Below are 16,125 nucleotides of genomic sequence, written 5' to 3'. Positions count from 1 at the left end.
ACCACATCCACAGTAGTAGCCCGGTTCCCCGGGAACCGGCTGGACGGTCCCGTCCGGCCCGCCGGGACCGCGGCCCCGATCCTCAGGAGCCATCGTGAGCGCAGCCGAGAACCGCACGACGTTCGCCGTCACCTACGTCTACGGGGGGCCCGCCGACGTCCTGGCCGCGCGCCGGCCGGAGCACCGGACGTACCTCGGCGGGCTCGTGGCGCAGGGGCACCTGCTCGCCTCCGGCCCGTTCGACGACGCCGCCGCGCCCGGCGCGCTGCTGATCTTCGCCGCCGAGGACGCCGCGGAGGTCGAGCGGCTCTCGGACGAGGACCCGCTGGTGCGCCACGGGGTGGTCACCGAGCGGACCGTCCGCCCCTGGAAGGTGGTCCTCGGCCGGGTCGGCTGAGCACCGCCCGGTGTCCCCCGGCGCCGGGCGCGGATTTTGTAGGAGTTCTACAACGGAGGCCCGCGCGGCCGCGGACTAGAGTGGGCTGGTCCCCTGACCACCCCGGACCGGACCGATCGGCCCGCCGGGCCGGCCGCGTACCAGACCACGAGGTGCCTGTGACCCACGACCTGACGACCACCGCCGGCAAGATCGCCGACTTCCACGACCGCAGGGCCCGCTCCGAGGTCCCCGCGGGGCAGGCGGCCATCGAGAAGCAGCACGCCCGCGGGAAGAACACCGCCCGCGAGCGCGTGGAGATGCTCCTGGACGAGGGCTCGTTCGTGGAGTTCGACGCCCTCGCGACCCACCGCTCGACCGCCTTCGGGATGGCGGCGAAGAAGCTGCCCGGTGACGGCGTGGTCAGCGGATACGGCACGGTGGACGGCCGCCTGGTGGCGGTCTACTCCCAGGACTTCGCGGTGTTCGGCGGGTCGCTGTCCCAGGTCAACGGCGAGAAGATCGTCAAGGTGCAGAAGTTCGCCCTGCGCAACGGCTGCCCGGTCATCGGGATCAACGACGGCGGCGGGGCGCGGATCCAGGAGGGCGTGGCGTCGCTGGCCATGTTCGCGGACATCTTCAACATGAACGTCCGCTCCTCCGGGGTGGTCCCCCAGATCTCGCTGATCATGGGCCCGTGCGCGGGCGGGGCGGCCTACTCCCCGGCCCTGACCGACTACATCGTGATGGTCGACAAGACCTCGCACATGTTCATCACCGGCCCGGACGTCATCAAGACGGTCACGGGCGAGACGGTGGACATGGAGACCCTGGGCGGGGCGCGCCAGCACAACACGACCACGGGCACGGCCACCTACCTGGCCGAGGACGAGCAGGACGCGCTGGACTTCGTGCACGAGCTGCTCGAGTTCCTCCCGGCGAACAACCTTCAGGAGGCGCCCCTGCTGGACCACGACCAGGAGGACGAGGTCACGGACGGGGACCTGGCCCTGGACACGCTGATCCCGGACTCCGCCAACCAGCCGTACGACATGCGCGCGGTGGTCGAGGCGATCGTCGACGACGGGCACTTCCTGGAGATGCAGGCCCTCTACGCACCCAACGTGATGATCGGCTACGCCCGGGTCGAGGGGCACACCGTGGGCGTCGTGGCGAACCAGCCCATGCAGTTCGCCGGCACGCTGGACATCGCGGCGTCCGAGAAGGCGGCCCGGTTCGTGCGCCACTGCGACGCGTTCAACGTCCCGATCCTCACTCTCGTGGACGTGCCCGGGTTCCTGCCCGGCACCGACCAGGAGTTCAACGGCATCATCCGGCGCGGCGCCAAGCTGCTCTACGCCTACGCCGAGGCGACCGTCCCCCTGGTCACCCTGATCACCCGCAAGGCCTACGGCGGGGCCTACATCGTGATGGGCTCCAAGAAGCTCGGCGCGGACATCAACCTGGCCTGGCCGACCGCGCAGATCGGCGTCATGGGCGCCCAGGGCGCCGTGGAGATCCTCTACCGCCGGGACCTCAAGGCCGCCGCGGAGAACGACGAGGACGTCGAGGCGCTGCGCGCCGAGCTGGTGCGCAAGTACGAGGAGAGCCTGCTGAACCCGTACCAGGCCGCGGAGCTGGGCTACGTGGACGCGGTGATCTCCCCGTCCGAGACCCGGGTGCAGGTGCTCAAGGCCTTGCGGGCCCTGCGCGACAAGCGTGCGACGATGCCCACCAAGAAGCACGGGAACATCCCGCTGTGACCCCCCGCGAGCCCGTCGAGGGCACCCCGTCCCTGCGCTTCACCGCCGGCAGCCCCACGCCGGAGGAGATCGCCGCCGTCACGGCCGTCCTGCTCGCGCGCCAGGACGCGGGCGAGGCCGCCGCGAAGGGCTCCCCCGGGCGCCACGACCAGTTCCGGCGGATGCGGCTGGGACTGCGGCTGCGCCCGGGTCGCGGCGCGTGGCGGCGGACCCGCCCCGAGGAGTGACCCGCTCCGGGAAGTGACCCGGCTTCGAGGAGTGACCCGCTCCGAGGAGTGACCCCCTCCGGGAAGTGACCCGGCTTCGAGGGGTGACCCGGCCCGAGGAGCGGAACGGGCGGAGTGCTCCCTGGTGGGGGCCGCTCACGGCTCCCGGGGGACCCAGCGCGAGACGATGAGCGCCACCGTGATGCCCACGAGGGCGAGCACGGCCGTCACCGCCCACGTGAGGTCCCAGGTGCCCGTCGCCTGCGCGACCGACGCGACGGCGGGCGGGCCGGCGAACTGACCCAGGGCGTTGAGCTGCTGGCCCAGACCCAGCGTGGTGGCCACCGTGGTGGGCGTGGGGGCGACCCGCATGAGGCTGGCGATCGCCGTGGTCGGCACCACTCCCCCCACGGCGGAGAAGACCAGGACCGCGCCGTACCGGGCGCCGAAGCGCGCCCCCTCGTCCAGCAGCGGGGCGATCCCGAACGCGACCACGGCGGCCAGTCCCAGCACGGCGAAGCCCGTGCACCACAGCACCACCGGGCGCACCCCGCGCTGCAGGGCCCGGCCCGCGCCGAGGTTGCCCACCACGTTGACCCCCGCGGCGAGCGCGCTGAGCCCCGCCGCGGCGCCCGCCGCGATCCCGGCCTCGGCGTACATGGAGGGCAGGAACTGCACCACCCCGTTCCACTGGGCGGTGTAGAGCCCGAAGACCAGGGCCACGAGCCACGGCCCGGGCGCGCGCAGGGTCAGGCTGAGGCGCTGCCGGACCCCGTGCACCACCACGTGGGCCGGGTCCGGCGGGACCAGGGCGAGCACCAGCAGGCCCAGGAGCGCGGAGCCGGCCGCGGCCGCCGCCCACCAGGTGCGCCAGCCGAGGGCCTCGCTGAGCAGGCCCCCGAGCAGCAGGGAGAGGGCTGCGGCGACCGGGATGTGGCAACCCCACAGCCCCACCAGCAGGGACACCCTGGCCGGGGCCACGGTGCGCCGGATCAGCGCCGGGGCGCAGATCGACACGAGCATGAACCCCACGCCCTCCAGCACCCGGGAGCCCAGCAGCGGGCCGTACCCCGTGGCGAGCAGGCCCGTCACGGAGCCCGCGGTGAGCAGGCCCAGTCCGAGCACCAGCCCCCGGCGCAGGCCGATGCGGTCCCCGGACAGGCCCACCAGCACGCCCAGCAGCATGCCGGCCACCTGCACGGTGGAGAGCAGGAACCCGCCCTGCACCAGGCTCAGGCCCAGCTCGGCGGAGAGCACGGGCAGCGCCGGGGAGAGCTTCCACACGTGCAGGGCGCCCACCACCCCCGCGGCCACCACGAGCAGGGCGTGCCCGGTCCCGGCGGCGCCCGAGGGCCCGGCCGGGACGGTGGCGGTCGGCACGGAGTTCGCGCGCGGCGCAGGAGCGGGCATGCACCGCAGTCTAGGGAGCACCTGGCGCTACCGTGACGTGCATGACCGATGAACGGCCCGACCCCGCGTCCACCGCCGGCTCCCGGCCGGCGCCCCTCGGCACGGGCCGGCGCGAGCCCACGGCCGTCGACGCCGTGGCCGAGCGCTGGTTCGCGCGCGCCATGGAGCTGGATCCGGCCCGCGCCGCCGTGCACGGCCTCCCCGGGCACGGGACCGGGTACCGCGACTTCGGGCCCGAGGGCCTGGAGGCCCGGACCGAGGCCGTCCGCCGGACGCTGGCCGAGCTCGCGCACGCGAATCCGGCGGACGACGTCGACCGGGTCACGGCCCACGCGCTGCGCGAGCGCCTCGGCCTGGAGCTGGACCTGCACGAGGCGGGGCTGCGGGGCGGGGAGGTCAACAACATCTCCTCCCCCGTGCAGGAGATCCGTGAAATCTTCGACGACCTGCCGAAACGCACCGCCGAGGACTGGGCACAGATCGCCGGACGGCTGCGCGCCGTGCCCACCGCCGTGGACTCCTACGTCCGGGGCCTGCGGCACGCCCGCTCCCGGGGCCGCTCGGCCTCCGCGGCGCAGTTGCGCAACGCGGCCGCACAGTGCACCGGCTACGCGGCGCGGCACGGCTTCTTCGCCGAGCTGGCGCGCAGCCCCCGCGTCCCGGAGGCCCTGCGGCAGGAGGTCGCCGAGGCGGCCGAGGCGGCGCGGCAGGCCTACCGGGGCCTCGCCGCCGTGCTGGGCGGGGAGCTCGCCGCGGACGCGCCCCGCACGGACGCGGTGGGCCCCGAGGTGTACGCCCTGCGCCTGCAGGAGTTCCTGGGCGCCGCCCTGGACCCGGCCTCGGTGTACGCCTGGGGGGTGGAGCAGCTGCGCACGATCGTGGCGGAACAGGAGCGGCTCGCCCACCGTATCGCCCCCGGCGCCACGGTCGCCCAGGCCGTGGCGGCCCTCAACGCGGACCCGGCGCGGCAGCTGCACGGCACCGAAGCCCTGCAGGCCTGGATGCAGGACCTCTCCGACGCCGCCGTGGACGCCCTGGCGGGCACGCACTTCGAGCTGACCGGTCCCATGCGCCGGCTCGAGTGCCGCATCGCCCCGACCCGCGACGGCGGGATCTGGTACTCGATGCCGAGCGCCGACTTCTCCCGCCCCGGGCGCATGTGGTGGTCCGTGCCGGAGGGCACCGAGACCTTCACCACGTGGGAGGAGACCACGACCGTCTACCACGAGGGCGTGCCAGGCCACCACCTGCAGTTCTCCACGGCGCTGGCCAACTCGGGGGAGCTCAACCGGTGGCGGCGGATGGGCGTGTGGGTCTCCGGCCACGGGGAGGGCTGGGCGCTGTACGCCGAGCGGCTGATGGACGAGCTGGGCCACCTGCAGGATCCCGGGGACCGGATGGGGATGCTGGACTCCCAGCGGCTGCGGGCGGCGCGGGTGGTGTTCGACGTCGGTTTCCACTGCGGCTACCGCGTGCCCGCCGAGCTGGGGGACGCCCTCGGCGGGGCCCGCGCCGGCGAGGTGTGGTCGCCCGGGGACGGCTGGCGGTTCCTGCGCTCGAACATCGTGATGGCGGACCCGAAGCTGCGCTTCGAGTGGATGCGGTACATGGGCTGGCCCGGCCAGGCGCCCTCGTACAAGGTCGGCCAGCAGCTGTGGGAGCAGGCGCGGGAGGCGGCCCGCGCCGCTGCCGGCCGGGAGTTCCGGCTGAAGGACTTCCACACCCGCGCGCTGCGGATCGGCTCGGTAGGCCTGGACACCCTGCGCTACGCCCTCGACCTGTGAGCCCCGTCATATTGACGTCACATTTCTTCATCGTCATTCGGTGTTGTATATTTTCGCGCTCTATCGTGGGGACATGATTTCCGCAGAAAGCAATCGCCGGCTGCCCCGATGGATGACCTCCTTCGGCCCGCAGATCGTGCTCGCCCTCCTCCTGGGCGTGGTCCTGGGCACCGTCGCCGACGCCCTCGGCGGCGACCCCGACTCGGATCCGAACTGGCTCATGACCGCGCTGGACACCATCGGCACGAGCTACGTGAGCCTGCTCAAGGCCGCCGTGGTCCCGCTCATCGTGACCGCGGTGATCTCCTCGATCGCCAACCTGCGGGAGGTCTCCAACGCCGCACGGCTGGCGTGGAAGACGCTGCTGTGGTTCGGGATCACCGCCCTGATCGCCGTGACGGTCGGCCTGGTGCTCGGGCTGGTCGTCCAGCCCGGGGCGGGCAGCGGCGCCGTCTCGCCCGCCGAGGGGTACACCGGGACGCAGGGCTCGTGGCTGGGCTTCCTCACCGGCCTCGTCCCCGCCAACTTCCTGGGCCTGCAGGTCTCCTCCTCCGTGCTGGACCCGGAGACTGTCCAGACCAGCCTCGGCTTCAACGTGCTGCAGGTCCTCGTCGTCTCAGCCGCCGTCGGCATCGCCGCCCTCAAGGTGGGCGAGCCCGCGGAGCCCTTCCTGGCCGTGGTCCGCGCCGCGCTGGCCGTGGTGCAGAAGGTCGTCTGGTGGATCATCCGACTCGCCCCGCTGGGCACGCTGGGGCTCATCGGCCGGGCCGTGTTCGAGTACGGCTGGACCTCCATGGGTGGGCTGCTGGCCTTCGTCGCCACCGTCTACGCCGGCCTGCTGGTCGTGGCCCTCGTGGTCTACCCGGCGCTGGTCAAGGCGCACGGGCTGTCCGTCAAGCAGTACTTCTCCGGCGTGTGGCCGGCCGTGCAGCTGGGCTTCGTCTCCCGCTCCTCGGTGGGCACCATGCCTCTGACGCAGCGCGTCACCGAGCGCAGCCTCGGGGTGCCCCGCGCCTACGCCTCCTTCGCCGTGCCGCTCGGCGCGACCACCAAGATGGACGGCTGCGCCGCGGTCTACCCCGCGATCGCCGCCCTGTTCGTCGCGCAGTTCTACGGGATCGACCTGGACGTCACCCACTACGTGCTGATCGCGCTCGTGTCCGTGCTGGGCTCCGCGGCGACCGCCGGCACCACCGGGGCCACCGTGATGCTCACCTTGACGCTGTCCACGCTGGGCCTGCCGCTCGACGGCGTGGGCCTCCTGCTGGCCGTGGACCCGATCATCGACATGGGCCGCACCGCGCTCAACGTGGCGGGCCAGGCCCTGGTGCCCACGATCGTCGCCCACCGCGAGGGACTGCTGGACCGCGGGCTCTACGACGCCCCGCGCTCCGGCGACCCGTTCGTGCCCGAGGACGCCACCCCCGGGACCACGGAGCCCGGCACGGAGTCCGGCACGGTCGCCGCCCCGGAGCCGCTCCCGGAGGACGCCCCCGCGGCCCGTTGAGCCGCGGCGCCGCCGCCGTCCGCACCGTGCGGGGCGGGGAACTGCGAGAATGCCCGACGCATTCCGGCAGTTCCTCGCCCCTCGCTGTTCCGGGACGTGTCACGGGCTAGCCTGGGACCGGCATGAGAGCTGGGTCACAGCAGGGGACAGGAGGCGGCGCGTGGGCGCACCGGCGGACGGACCGACGACGACGGACCCGTTGCTGCGCCTGTCCTGGGCCCGGTCGCTGGACCACCTCTCGGCACCCGAGCGCTGCGCCCCGCGGATCGTGCTGGACGGCTCCGACGTCCGGGAGGCCCGCTCCCCGCTGCGGCTGCTGATGCCCGTGCTCGACGAGCTGCTCACCCCGCTGGCGGAGGACACCGGGCTGGTCGTGGCCGTCACGGACCCCAGCGGCGTGCTCCTGCGGGTCCGGGGCAGTGCCGCGACGCGGCGGCGCGCCGAGGCCATGGGCTTCGTCGAGGGCGCCGACTGGTCGGAGCCGGCCGTGGGCACCAACGCCCCGGGCACGGCCCTGGTCCTGCGCCGGCCGGTGACCGTGCACCGCGAGCAGCACTTCTACCCCGAGGCCCGGCCCTGGTCCTGCACGGCCGCCCCGTTGCTGCACCCGGTCACGGGGGAGCTGCTCGGGGCGGTGGACCTGACAGGCGGGGACGCCGCCGCCGCCCCGGCCACCCGGGCGCTGGTCGGCGCGGCGGTGCGGGCCGCCCGTGCCGAGCTCGCCCTCGCCCTGCGCGCGGGCCCGCAGCTCCGGGGGTCCGCGCCGGCCGCCGGCCGCCGGGCGTTCCTGCGCGTGCTCGGCGAGGCCCCGCCGGCGCTGGTGCTGGACGGGCAGGCCCTGGAGCTCACCGAGCGCCACGCGGAGATCCTCCTGGCCCTCTCCCGCGCCGGGTCCGGGCTGAGCACCGCGGAGCTGTCGGAGCAGCTCTGGGGCGGCCGGGCGCAGGAGACCACGGTGCGCGCCGAGGTCCTGCGGCTGCGCCGGCTGCTCGATTCCCGGGGCGGACCGGCGATCGCCTCGCGCCCCTACCGGCTGGAGGCCGCCCTGCCCTCGGACGCCGGCCGGGTGCTCGAGCTGCTCGCCCGGGGCTCGCACCGGCGAGCGCTGCGCGAGTACACCGGGGCGCTGCTGCCGCACTCCGAGGCGCCCTCCGTCGTGGCCCTCCGCCACCGCCTCGCCGGGCTCCTGCGCGAGGCCGTCCTGACCGACGGCTCGGCCGAGGCGGTGCGCGAGTACCTGGCGCTGCCGGAGGCGGCCGAGGACGCCGAGGCGTGGGCGCTGCTGCTGCGCCTCCTGCCGCCCCGCTCCCCAGCCCGGGCGGCGGCGGTGCTCGAGCTGGAGCGGCTGCGCCGCTGACCGGGACCGGCGCCCGGTGCAACGTGCGTGCAACGCGGCCCGGGCTAACGTGACGTGCATCACCTCACGGCGCGCCCGGGTCCGGACCGCGCTCGTGACACCCGCACCGCCACGCACCAGGAGCACGTCACCATGAGCGTTGAAACCCAGTCCCTCACCACCGTCTACGCGCAGCCGGGCACGGAGGGCTCGAAGGTCACCTTCAAGCCCCGCTACGAGCACTGGATCGGCGGGCAGTGGATGCCGCCCGTGCAGGGCCGGTACTTCGAGAACATCTCCCCGGTCAACGGCAAGCCCTTCACCGAGGTGGCCCGCGGCACCGCCGAGGACATCGACGCCGCCCTCGACGCCGCGTGGGCCGCCGCCCCGGCCTGGGGGAAGACGCCCGTGGCGGAGCGGGCGCTGGTGCTCCACCGGATCGCCGACCGAATGGAGGCCAACCTCGAGATGCTCGCCGTGGCCGAGACCTGGGACAACGGCAAGCCCGTGCGCGAGAGCATCAACGCGGACATCGCCTTGGCCATCGACCACTTCCGCTACTTCGCCGGGGCGATCCGCGCCCAGGAGGGCACGCTCTCCCAGCTCGACGACAACACCACGTCCTACCACTTCCACGAGCCCCTCGGGGTGGTCGGGCAGATCATCCCCTGGAACTTCCCGATCCTGATGGGCGTGTGGAAGCTCGCCCCGGCTCTGGCCGCAGGCAACGCCGTGGTGCTCAAGCCGGCCGAGCAGACCCCCGCCTCGATCATGGTGCTCATGGAGCTGCTCGCGGACATCCTGCCCCCGGGCGTGGTCAACGTGGTCAACGGCTTCGGTGTGGAGGCCGGCAAGCCACTGGCCTCGAGTCCGCGGATCCGCAAGATCGCCTTCACCGGCGAGACCACCACCGGCCGGCTCATCATGCAGTACGCGTCCCAGAACATCATCCCGGTGACCCTGGAGCTGGGCGGGAAGTCCCCGAACATCTTCTTCGAGGACGTCGCCGCCGCCCAGGACTCCTTCTACGACAAGGCCCTCGAGGGCTTCGCGTTCTTCGCCCTCAACCAGGGCGAGGTGTGCACCTGCCCGTCGCGGGCCCTGATCCAGGGCTCGATCTACGACCGGCTGCTCGCCGACGGCGTGGAGCGCGTGCAGGGCATGGTCCAGGGCAACCCGCTGGACCTCGACACCCAGGTCGGCGCGCAGGCCTCCAACGACCAGCTGCAGAAGATCCTCTCCTACTTCGACATCGGCAAGCAGGAGGGCGCGAAGGTGCTCGTGGGCGGGGAGCGCAACGTCCTGGACGGGGACCTCGCCGAGGGCTTCTACGTCTCCCCCACGGTGTTCGAGGGGCAGAACTCGATGCGCATCTTCCAGGAGGAGATCTTCGGGCCCGTCCTGTCGGTGACCCGCTTCACCGACTACGCCGACGCGATCGCCACCGCCAACGACACCCTCTACGGCCTCGGCGCCGGGGTGTGGGCCCGCAACGGCAACCTCGCCTACCGCGCCGGCCGCGACATCCAGGCCGGGCGCGTGTGGGTGAACCAGTACCACAACTACCCCGCCCACTCCGCGTTCGGCGGTTACAAGTCCTCGGGCATCGGCCGCGAGAACCACCTCATGATGCTGGACCACTACCAGCAGACCAAGAACCTGCTGGTCTCCTACTCCGAGGACGCCCAGGGCTTCTTCTAGGCCGTACACCGCCGCCGAGGGGCCTCGTCCTGCCGGTCCGCACGCCGCGCACCGGCAGGACGCGGCCCCTCGGCGCGCGACCCGGCGGTGCGTATCCTGGGACGGTGACTCCCCGCCTCGTCCTCGCCTCTCGCTCCCCCGCCCGCACCAAGCTGCTGGCCGACGCCGGGATCGGCCACGACCGGCTCGTCTCCGACGTGGACGAGGACGCCGTGGTCCGGGAGCTCGGGGTGACCGGCGCCGAGGAGACCGCGATGGTCCTGGCCCGGGCCAAGGCGGAGGCCGTGGCGGCGCTGCCCGAGGCCGCCGGCGCCCTCGTGGTGGGCTGCGACTCGGTCTTCGAGCTCGACGGCGAGGTGCACGGCAAGCCTCTGGACGCCGCGACGGCGACTGCCCGGATCCGGGCCATGCGCGGGCGCTCGGGGGTGCTGCACACGGGCCACTGGCTCGTGGACACCCGGAGCCCGGCGGACGGCGGGTCCGGCTGGAGCGGCGGCGCGCCCGCCCGGGCCGAGGTGTTCTTCGCGCAGATGTCCGACGACGAGGTCGCGGCCTACGTGGCCACCGGCGAGCCCCTGGAGGTGGCGGGGTCCTTCACCATCGACTCGCTCGGCGCGGCGTTCGTGGAGCGAGTGGAGGGCGACGTGCACGCCGTCGTCGGCCTGAGCCTGAGCACCCTGCGGACGCTGCTGTCCCGGGCCGGGGTGGGCGTGCCCGAGCTGTGGACGGCACGCCGGTGAGGACCCAGCACCGCTGGGACGGCCCTGCGCCTTGTAGGACTCCTACAGAAACCGCGTCGTATTTCCGGTCCGCCGCCGGGTGGTTGGGCGATTGATCCCGGCGGGGAATACAGTGCATCGGAGGATTCGACAAGGAGTGAGACGTGACCGGTAAGAACCCCGCGGACGGCGCCATCCGCCCCATCACCAAGGTGCTCGTCGCCAACCGCGGCGAGATCGCGGTGCGCGTGATCCGCGCCGCCCGCGACGAGGGCATCGCCTCCGTGGCCGTGTACGCCGACCCGGACCGGGACGCCCTGCACGCGCGCACGGCCGACGAGGCCTACGGGCTCGGCGGGTCCACCGCCGCGGACTCGTACCTGGTGATCGACAAGATCCTCGACGTCGCCGCCCGCTCGGGCGCCGACGCTGTGCACCCCGGCTACGGCTTCCTGTCCGAGAACGCCGACTTCGCGCTCGCCGTGCTCGAGGCCGGCCTGACCTGGATCGGCCCCCCGCCCGCGGCCATCGCCAAGCTCGGCGACAAGGTGGCCGCCCGCCACATAGCGGAGAAGGTCGGCGCCCCTCAGGTCCCCGGCACCACCGACCCGGTCGGCTCCGCCGAGGAGGTCCTCGCGTTCGCCGACGAGCACGGGCTGCCCCTGGCCATCAAGGCCGCGTTCGGCGGCGGCGGCCGCGGCATCAAGGTGGTCCGCAACCGCGACGACATCCCGGAGCTCTACGAGTCCGCCGTGCGCGAGGCCACCGCCGCCTTCGGCCGCGGCGACTGCTTCGTGGAGCGGTTCCTGGACGCCCCGCGGCACGTCGAGACCCAGTGTTTGGCCGACGCCCACGGCAACGTCGTGGTCGTCTCCACCCGCGACTGCTCCCTGCAGCGGCGCAACCAGAAGCTCGTGGAGGAGGCGCCGGCGCCGTTCCTGTCCGAGGAGCAGAACCGCCTGCTCTACGCGTCCTCGAAGGCGATCCTGCGCGAGGCCGGCTACCAGGGCGCGGGCACCTGCGAGTTCCTGGTCGGCAGGGACGGCACGATCACGTTCCTGGAGGTCAACACCCGCCTGCAGGTCGAGCACCCCGTGTCCGAGGAGGTCACGGGCATCGACCTGGTGCGCGAGCAGTTCCGGCTGGCCCGCGGCGAGGCCCTCGGCTACGACGACCCGGAGGTCCGCGGCCACTCGATCGAGTTCCGCATCAACGGTGAGGACCCCGGCCGGCACTTCATGCCCTCCCCCGGCACCATCGCCGCCCTCGACCTGCCCGGCGGCCCCGGCGTGCGCGTGGACTCCGGCGTGCAGTCCGGCGAGACCGTGGGCGGGAACTTCGACTCCATGCTCGCCAAGCTGATCGTCACCGGGGCCACCCGGCAGCAGGCCATCGAGCGCTCCCGCCGGGCCCTGGCGGAGCTGCGGATCGAGGGCATGCCCACCGTGGTGCCCTTCCACCGCGCGGTGGTCGCCGACCCCGCGTTCGCCCCCGCGGACGGCGCCCCGTTCGCCGTGCACACGCGGTGGATCGAGACCGAGTTCGACAACACCATCCCGCCGTTCGCCGGCGTCCCGCAGGCCGGGCCCGAGGCCGAGGAGCGCCAGGCGATCGTCGTGGAGGTCTCCGGCAAGCGCCTCGAGGTCGTCCTGCCCGCCCTGCCCGCCGCGGCCAAGCCCAACGGGACCGCGGCCAAGCCCCGCAAGTCCCGCTCGGCGCGCGGCGGCACCGCCGCGGCCGGCGGCGACAGCCTGAGCTCCCCGATGCAGGGGACCATCGTGAAGATCGCGGTGGACAACGGGGACGAGGTGGCCGAGGGCGATCTCGTGCTCGTACTCGAGGCCATGAAGATGGAGCAGCCGCTGACGGCCCACAAGTCGGGCACGGTCTCGGGGCTCTCCGTGAGCCCCGGGGACACCGTCTCGGCCGGCGCCGTCCTGGCGACCATCTCCTGACCCGGCACCCCCGGTCCCGATGAGCACCCGACCGACCGGCTCCACCGCGCGCTGCCTCGTCGACCTCTCCGCGCAGGACCGGCTCCGCAGCGGCGCCCCCGCCCGGGGACCGCGGCTGCGGGTGCTCTGCTGCCCGCCCTCGGGCGCGGCCGCCGGCTACTGGCGGTTCCTGGTCCGCGAGGACGTGCACGTGCTCGGCGTCCAGTACCCCGGCCGGGAGAACCGCTTCCGGGAGCCGCCGGCCTCCTCGGTCGCCGCGCTCGCCGCGGAAGCGGCCGACGCCGTCGCCGGCGCCCCGTGGGCGCCCGCAGGAACGACCTCCGAGCAGCACACCGGGACGTCCACCGAGAGGTTCACCGAGGCGTCCACCGCGGCGTCCACCGCGGCGTCCTCGGGCGTCCCGCTCGTGGTCCTGGGCCACAGCATGGGCGCCTCCGTCGCGGCCGAGCTCGTCTCACGCCTCGAGCACCGGGAGGGCATCAGGGTGTCGTTGCTCGCGCTGTCGGCGAAGACGGCCCCGGGCGCCGTGGACCCCGCCGGCGCTGCGGACGAGGACCTGCAGGCCGGGCTCGACCCGCAGCGCCCGGGCTCGGACGAGGCGCTAGCCCGGTGGCTGCGCCGGCTGGGCGGCACCCCCGAGGCGGTGCTGGAGCACCCCGAGCTGCTGGCCCTGCAGCTGCCCGCCCTGCGCGCGGACCTGCGGGTCTCGATGGCCCACGACCGGCTCCCCGCCCCGGTCGGGGCGCCCGTGCTGCTGCTGCGCGGCACGGCGGACGACACCGTGGACGCCGCCGGCATGGACGCCTGGTGCCCGGTCAGCACCGGGCCCGTGCACCGGCGGGAGTACCCCGGTGGCCACCACCCGCTCGCCGGCCACCGGGACCGGCTGCTCGCGGACCTCGAGGCGTGCGCCGGGCCCGGCGGGGCGCCGGAGCCCAGCCCCCGGTGAGCCGGACGTGCTGAGCGGGCCGCCGTGACGGAGTCCCCGGTCTCGTCCCGGGGTCCCCGCCACGCGCTCTGGACCCCGCTGCCCGCACCCCGCCGGGCCGGCGACGTCCTCCTGGTCCGGGCGCGCGTGACCGAGCTGGTGCCGTGGGCGCGCACGGTCGAGGCGGCATGGCTGGACCCGGCGGAGCGGGCCCGCCGGGACGGCTTCCGGCGCGAGCAGGACCGCGATGCCTTCCTCGCCCGCCGCTGCCTGCTGCGCGCCGTGCTGGCCGAGCAGCTGGGCACCGAGCCGGCCGCGGTGCCGCTCGGGCCCGCACCCGGGGCCGCCGGGCGGCGCGGGCGCCCGGGAGTGCCCGGGCTGCACTTCTCGCTGTCCTCCAGCGGCGGCCACGTCCTGCTCGCCACCGGACCGCGGGAGCTGGGGATCGACGTGGAGGCCGTCCCCGACCTCGCCGGCGCCGAGCAGATGTCCCGCATCCTCCACCCGGCCGAGCGGCGCCGCCTCGCCCGGACCCGCCGGGGGCGCCGGCCTGCCGCCGTGGCCCGCGTGTGGGCCCGCAAGGAGTCCCTGCTCAAGGCCATGGGCGCCGGGCTCTCCCGCGACCCCGCGGTGGACCGCGTGGGCGCCGGCCGGTTCCCCCGCCGTCCGCTGCCCGGCTGGCGGATCCTCGACCTGCCCCTGGGCCCCGGCGGCGCGGACGCCCGGGCCGCGCTGACCGTGAGCGAGTCCTGGACGGATCGCCGCGTCCGGCGCTGAGACGCGGCCGGACCCGATGCGGTGCACGACCCTGTGCGGTCCAGGGTTCCGGTGCGGCGCAGGAGCCGGCGGGCACCAGGCCCGGCGGCAGTCGAAGTGCCCCCGGATGTCCACACTGTGAGACGGGACACCCACCATCCGGACACCCCGGCGTACCATCGGGTCTTTGTCCCCGCCCACTGCTACAACCGAGGTTTCTCCATGTCCTCTTCGGTGACCGGGCAGGACGCCACCGGCGCGTCCGCCCCCTCGCTCCCCCTGTCCGAGCGCGTGCCCCGCAGCCGGGTGATCCTGGCCTCCCTCGTGGGCACGACGATCGAGTTCTACGACTTCTACGTCTACGCCACCGCGGCCGTGGCCGTGTTCCCCGCCCTGTTCTTCACGGGCGAGGACGAGACGGCCAAGCTGCTGGCCTCCATGGCCACCTTCGCCGCGGCCTTCGTGGCCCGCCCGATCGGCTCCGTGATCTTCGGACACTTCGGCGACCGGATCGGCCGCAAGGCCACCCTGATCGGCGCCCTGCTGACCATGGGCATCGCCACGTTCCTCATCGGCCTGCTGCCCACCTACTACGCGATCGGCCTCTGGGCCCCGCTCATCCTGACGATCCTGCGCTTCTGCCAGGGCCTCGGCCTGGGCGGCGAGTGGTCCGGCGCCGCGCTGCTGGCCACCGAGTACGCCGAGGAGGGCAAGCGGGCGCGCGCCGCCATGTGGCCGCAGCTCGGCGCCCCGTTCGGCTTCATCCTGGCCAACGGCTTCTTCCTGCTGCTGACCATCGTGATGGGCTTCGTCTCGGTCGCCGAGCAGGGCACCGACCACCCGTTCCTCACGTGGGGCTGGCGCGTCCCGTTCCTCGCCTCCGTGGTCATGGTGGTCGTCGGCCTGTACGTGCGGTTCAAGCTCGAGGAGACCCCGGTCTTCCAGAAGGCCCTGGACCAGGGCGAGAAGGTCCGGACCCCGCTGGTCGAGGCGTTCCGGGGCTCGTGGCTGCAGATGATCCAGGGCACGTTCATCATGCTCGCCACCTACATGCTCTTCTACCTGATGACCGCGTGGATCCTCTCCTACGGCATCGGCAGCCCCGCCAACGGCGGCCTCGGCATCCCCTACCGCGACTTCCTGGTGCTGCAGCTGCTCGCCGTGCTCCTGTTCGCCGCGATGGTCCCCGTCTCCGGGTGGGTCGCCGACCGCTTCGGCCGGCGCAGCTCGCAGCTGGTGATCACCTCGGTGATCCTGCTCTTCGGGCTGAGCTTCGGGCTGCTCATGGACCCGGCCGCGGTCGGCACCGGCGAGGACGTCAGCACGGCGCGCGTGCTGTTCTTCCTCACGATCGGCATGACCCTGATGGGCCTGACCTTCGGCTCCATGTCGGCGATCCTGCCCGAGCTGTTCCCCACGAACGTGCGCTACACCGGCTCCGGGGTCGCGTACAACACGGCGTCGATCCTCGGCGCGGCCATCACCCCCTACGTCGCCGTCACCCTCAACGCCAGCTACGGCGTGGGCTCCGTCGGGCTCTACCTGGCGTTCGGCGCCGTGCTGACGCTCGTGGCGCTCTGGTTCTCCCCGGAGACCAAGGACGTCGACATGGCGAACGTGGTCACCCGCCGCTGACCCGGTCCGCCCCGGCCGCACGACAACGGCCGCATCCCGGACGGGATGC

The 16,125-nt window shown here is 73.9% G+C and carries 13 protein-coding genes; 12 read left to right on the top strand and 1 reads right to left on the bottom strand.

Features of this window, described 5'->3' with window-relative positions; genetic code table 11:
• The first annotated feature begins 94 nt into the window (after positions 1 to 94).
• From ABD220_RS00880 to ABD220_RS00870, 3 genes are all read left to right on the top strand, one after another.
• Entirely contained in the window at positions 95 to 397 is a 303-nt protein-coding gene (locus tag ABD220_RS00880; RefSeq protein ID WP_344118983.1) for a YciI family protein, read from the top strand.
• Positions 398 to 555: 158 nt separating this feature from the next.
• Entirely contained in the window at positions 556 to 2,139 is a 1,584-nt protein-coding gene (locus tag ABD220_RS00875) for an acyl-CoA carboxylase subunit beta (RefSeq protein ID WP_344118981.1), read from the top strand.
• Positions 2,136 to 2,366 carry an acyl-CoA carboxylase subunit epsilon gene (locus tag ABD220_RS00870; protein WP_344118980.1) on the top strand — a complete coding sequence of 77 codons (231 nt, stop codon included), beginning with the start codon at positions 2,136 to 2,138 and terminating at the stop codon, positions 2,364 to 2,366. Before ABD220_RS00875 ends, ABD220_RS00870 begins: the two co-directional genes overlap by 4 nt.
• A 135-nt stretch (positions 2,367 to 2,501) precedes the next feature.
• On the opposite strand, the gene ABD220_RS00865 is transcribed toward ABD220_RS00870, so the two are convergent.
• Entirely contained in the window at positions 2,502 to 3,755 is a 1,254-nt protein-coding gene (locus ABD220_RS00865) for an MFS transporter (RefSeq protein WP_344118979.1), read from the bottom strand.
• Between the two features lie 41 nt (positions 3,756 to 3,796).
• On the opposite strand from ABD220_RS00865, the gene ABD220_RS00860 reads away from it, so the two are divergent.
• The 9 genes from ABD220_RS00860 (at position 3,797) to ABD220_RS00820 (ending at position 16,076) form a co-directional block, all read left to right on the top strand.
• Entirely contained in the window at positions 3,797 to 5,539 is a 1,743-nt protein-coding gene (locus tag ABD220_RS00860) for a DUF885 domain-containing protein (RefSeq protein ID WP_344118978.1), read from the top strand.
• 73 nt (positions 5,540 to 5,612) lie between these two features.
• Complete coding sequence (locus ABD220_RS00855; RefSeq protein WP_344118977.1) at positions 5,613 to 7,046, top strand: dicarboxylate/amino acid:cation symporter; 1,434 nt, start codon at positions 5,613 to 5,615, stop codon at positions 7,044 to 7,046.
• A 160-nt stretch (positions 7,047 to 7,206) separates the two neighbouring features.
• Positions 7,207 to 8,403: a transcriptional regulator gene (locus ABD220_RS00850; RefSeq protein ID WP_344118976.1), complete on the top strand. Its 1,197-nt coding sequence runs from the start codon at positions 7,207 to 7,209 to the stop codon at positions 8,401 to 8,403.
• 132 nt (positions 8,404 to 8,535) lie between these two features.
• The gene (exaC, locus tag ABD220_RS00845) at positions 8,536 to 10,083 is read left to right on the top strand and encodes an acetaldehyde dehydrogenase ExaC (protein ID WP_344118974.1); all 1,548 of its coding nucleotides are present in this window, start codon (positions 8,536 to 8,538) and stop codon (positions 10,081 to 10,083) included.
• A gap of 104 nt (positions 10,084 to 10,187) precedes the next feature.
• Positions 10,188 to 10,823, top strand: coding sequence for a Maf family protein (locus tag ABD220_RS00840; protein WP_344118972.1), 636 nt, complete (start codon positions 10,188 to 10,190; stop codon positions 10,821 to 10,823).
• A gap of 143 nt (positions 10,824 to 10,966) precedes the next feature.
• Positions 10,967 to 12,757, top strand: coding sequence for an acetyl/propionyl/methylcrotonyl-CoA carboxylase subunit alpha (locus ABD220_RS00835; protein WP_344118970.1), 1,791 nt, complete (start codon positions 10,967 to 10,969; stop codon positions 12,755 to 12,757).
• A 19-nt stretch (positions 12,758 to 12,776) separates the two neighbouring features.
• Positions 12,777 to 13,706 (top strand): thioesterase II family protein, encoded by a 930-nt coding sequence (locus ABD220_RS00830; protein WP_344118968.1) that lies wholly within the window; start codon positions 12,777 to 12,779, stop codon positions 13,704 to 13,706.
• Between the two features lie 24 nt (positions 13,707 to 13,730).
• Complete coding sequence (locus ABD220_RS00825) at positions 13,731 to 14,462, top strand: 4'-phosphopantetheinyl transferase family protein (protein WP_344118966.1); 732 nt, start codon at positions 13,731 to 13,733, stop codon at positions 14,460 to 14,462.
• A 201-nt stretch (positions 14,463 to 14,663) separates the two neighbouring features.
• Entirely contained in the window at positions 14,664 to 16,076 is a 1,413-nt protein-coding gene (locus ABD220_RS00820; RefSeq protein WP_344118965.1) for an MFS transporter, read from the top strand.
• The last annotated feature ends 49 nt before the right edge of the window (positions 16,077 to 16,125 follow it).

The sequence above is a fragment of the Kocuria aegyptia genome (assembly GCF_039530085.1).
Classification (GTDB): Bacteria; Actinomycetota; Actinomycetes; order Actinomycetales; family Micrococcaceae; genus Kocuria; species Kocuria aegyptia.
The sequence above is the reverse complement of the archived record's forward strand: the minus strand, read 5'-3'. Positions and strand labels throughout refer to the sequence as shown.

Coding starts and splice junctions, on each gene's coding strand:
- ABD220_RS00865 (WP_344118979.1), bottom strand. CDS start 3,755: ATGCCCGCTCCTGCGCCGCGCGCGAACTCCGTGCCGACCGCCACCGTC.
- ABD220_RS00860 (WP_344118978.1), top strand. CDS start 3,797: ATGACCGATGAACGGCCCGACCCCGCGTCCACCGCCGGCTCCCGGCCG.
- ABD220_RS00855 (WP_344118977.1), top strand. CDS start 5,613: ATGATTTCCGCAGAAAGCAATCGCCGGCTGCCCCGATGGATGACCTCC.
- exaC (WP_344118974.1), top strand. CDS start 8,536: ATGAGCGTTGAAACCCAGTCCCTCACCACCGTCTACGCGCAGCCGGGC.
- ABD220_RS00830 (WP_344118968.1), top strand. CDS start 12,777: ATGAGCACCCGACCGACCGGCTCCACCGCGCGCTGCCTCGTCGACCTC.
- ABD220_RS00820 (WP_344118965.1), top strand. CDS start 14,664: ATGTCCTCTTCGGTGACCGGGCAGGACGCCACCGGCGCGTCCGCCCCC.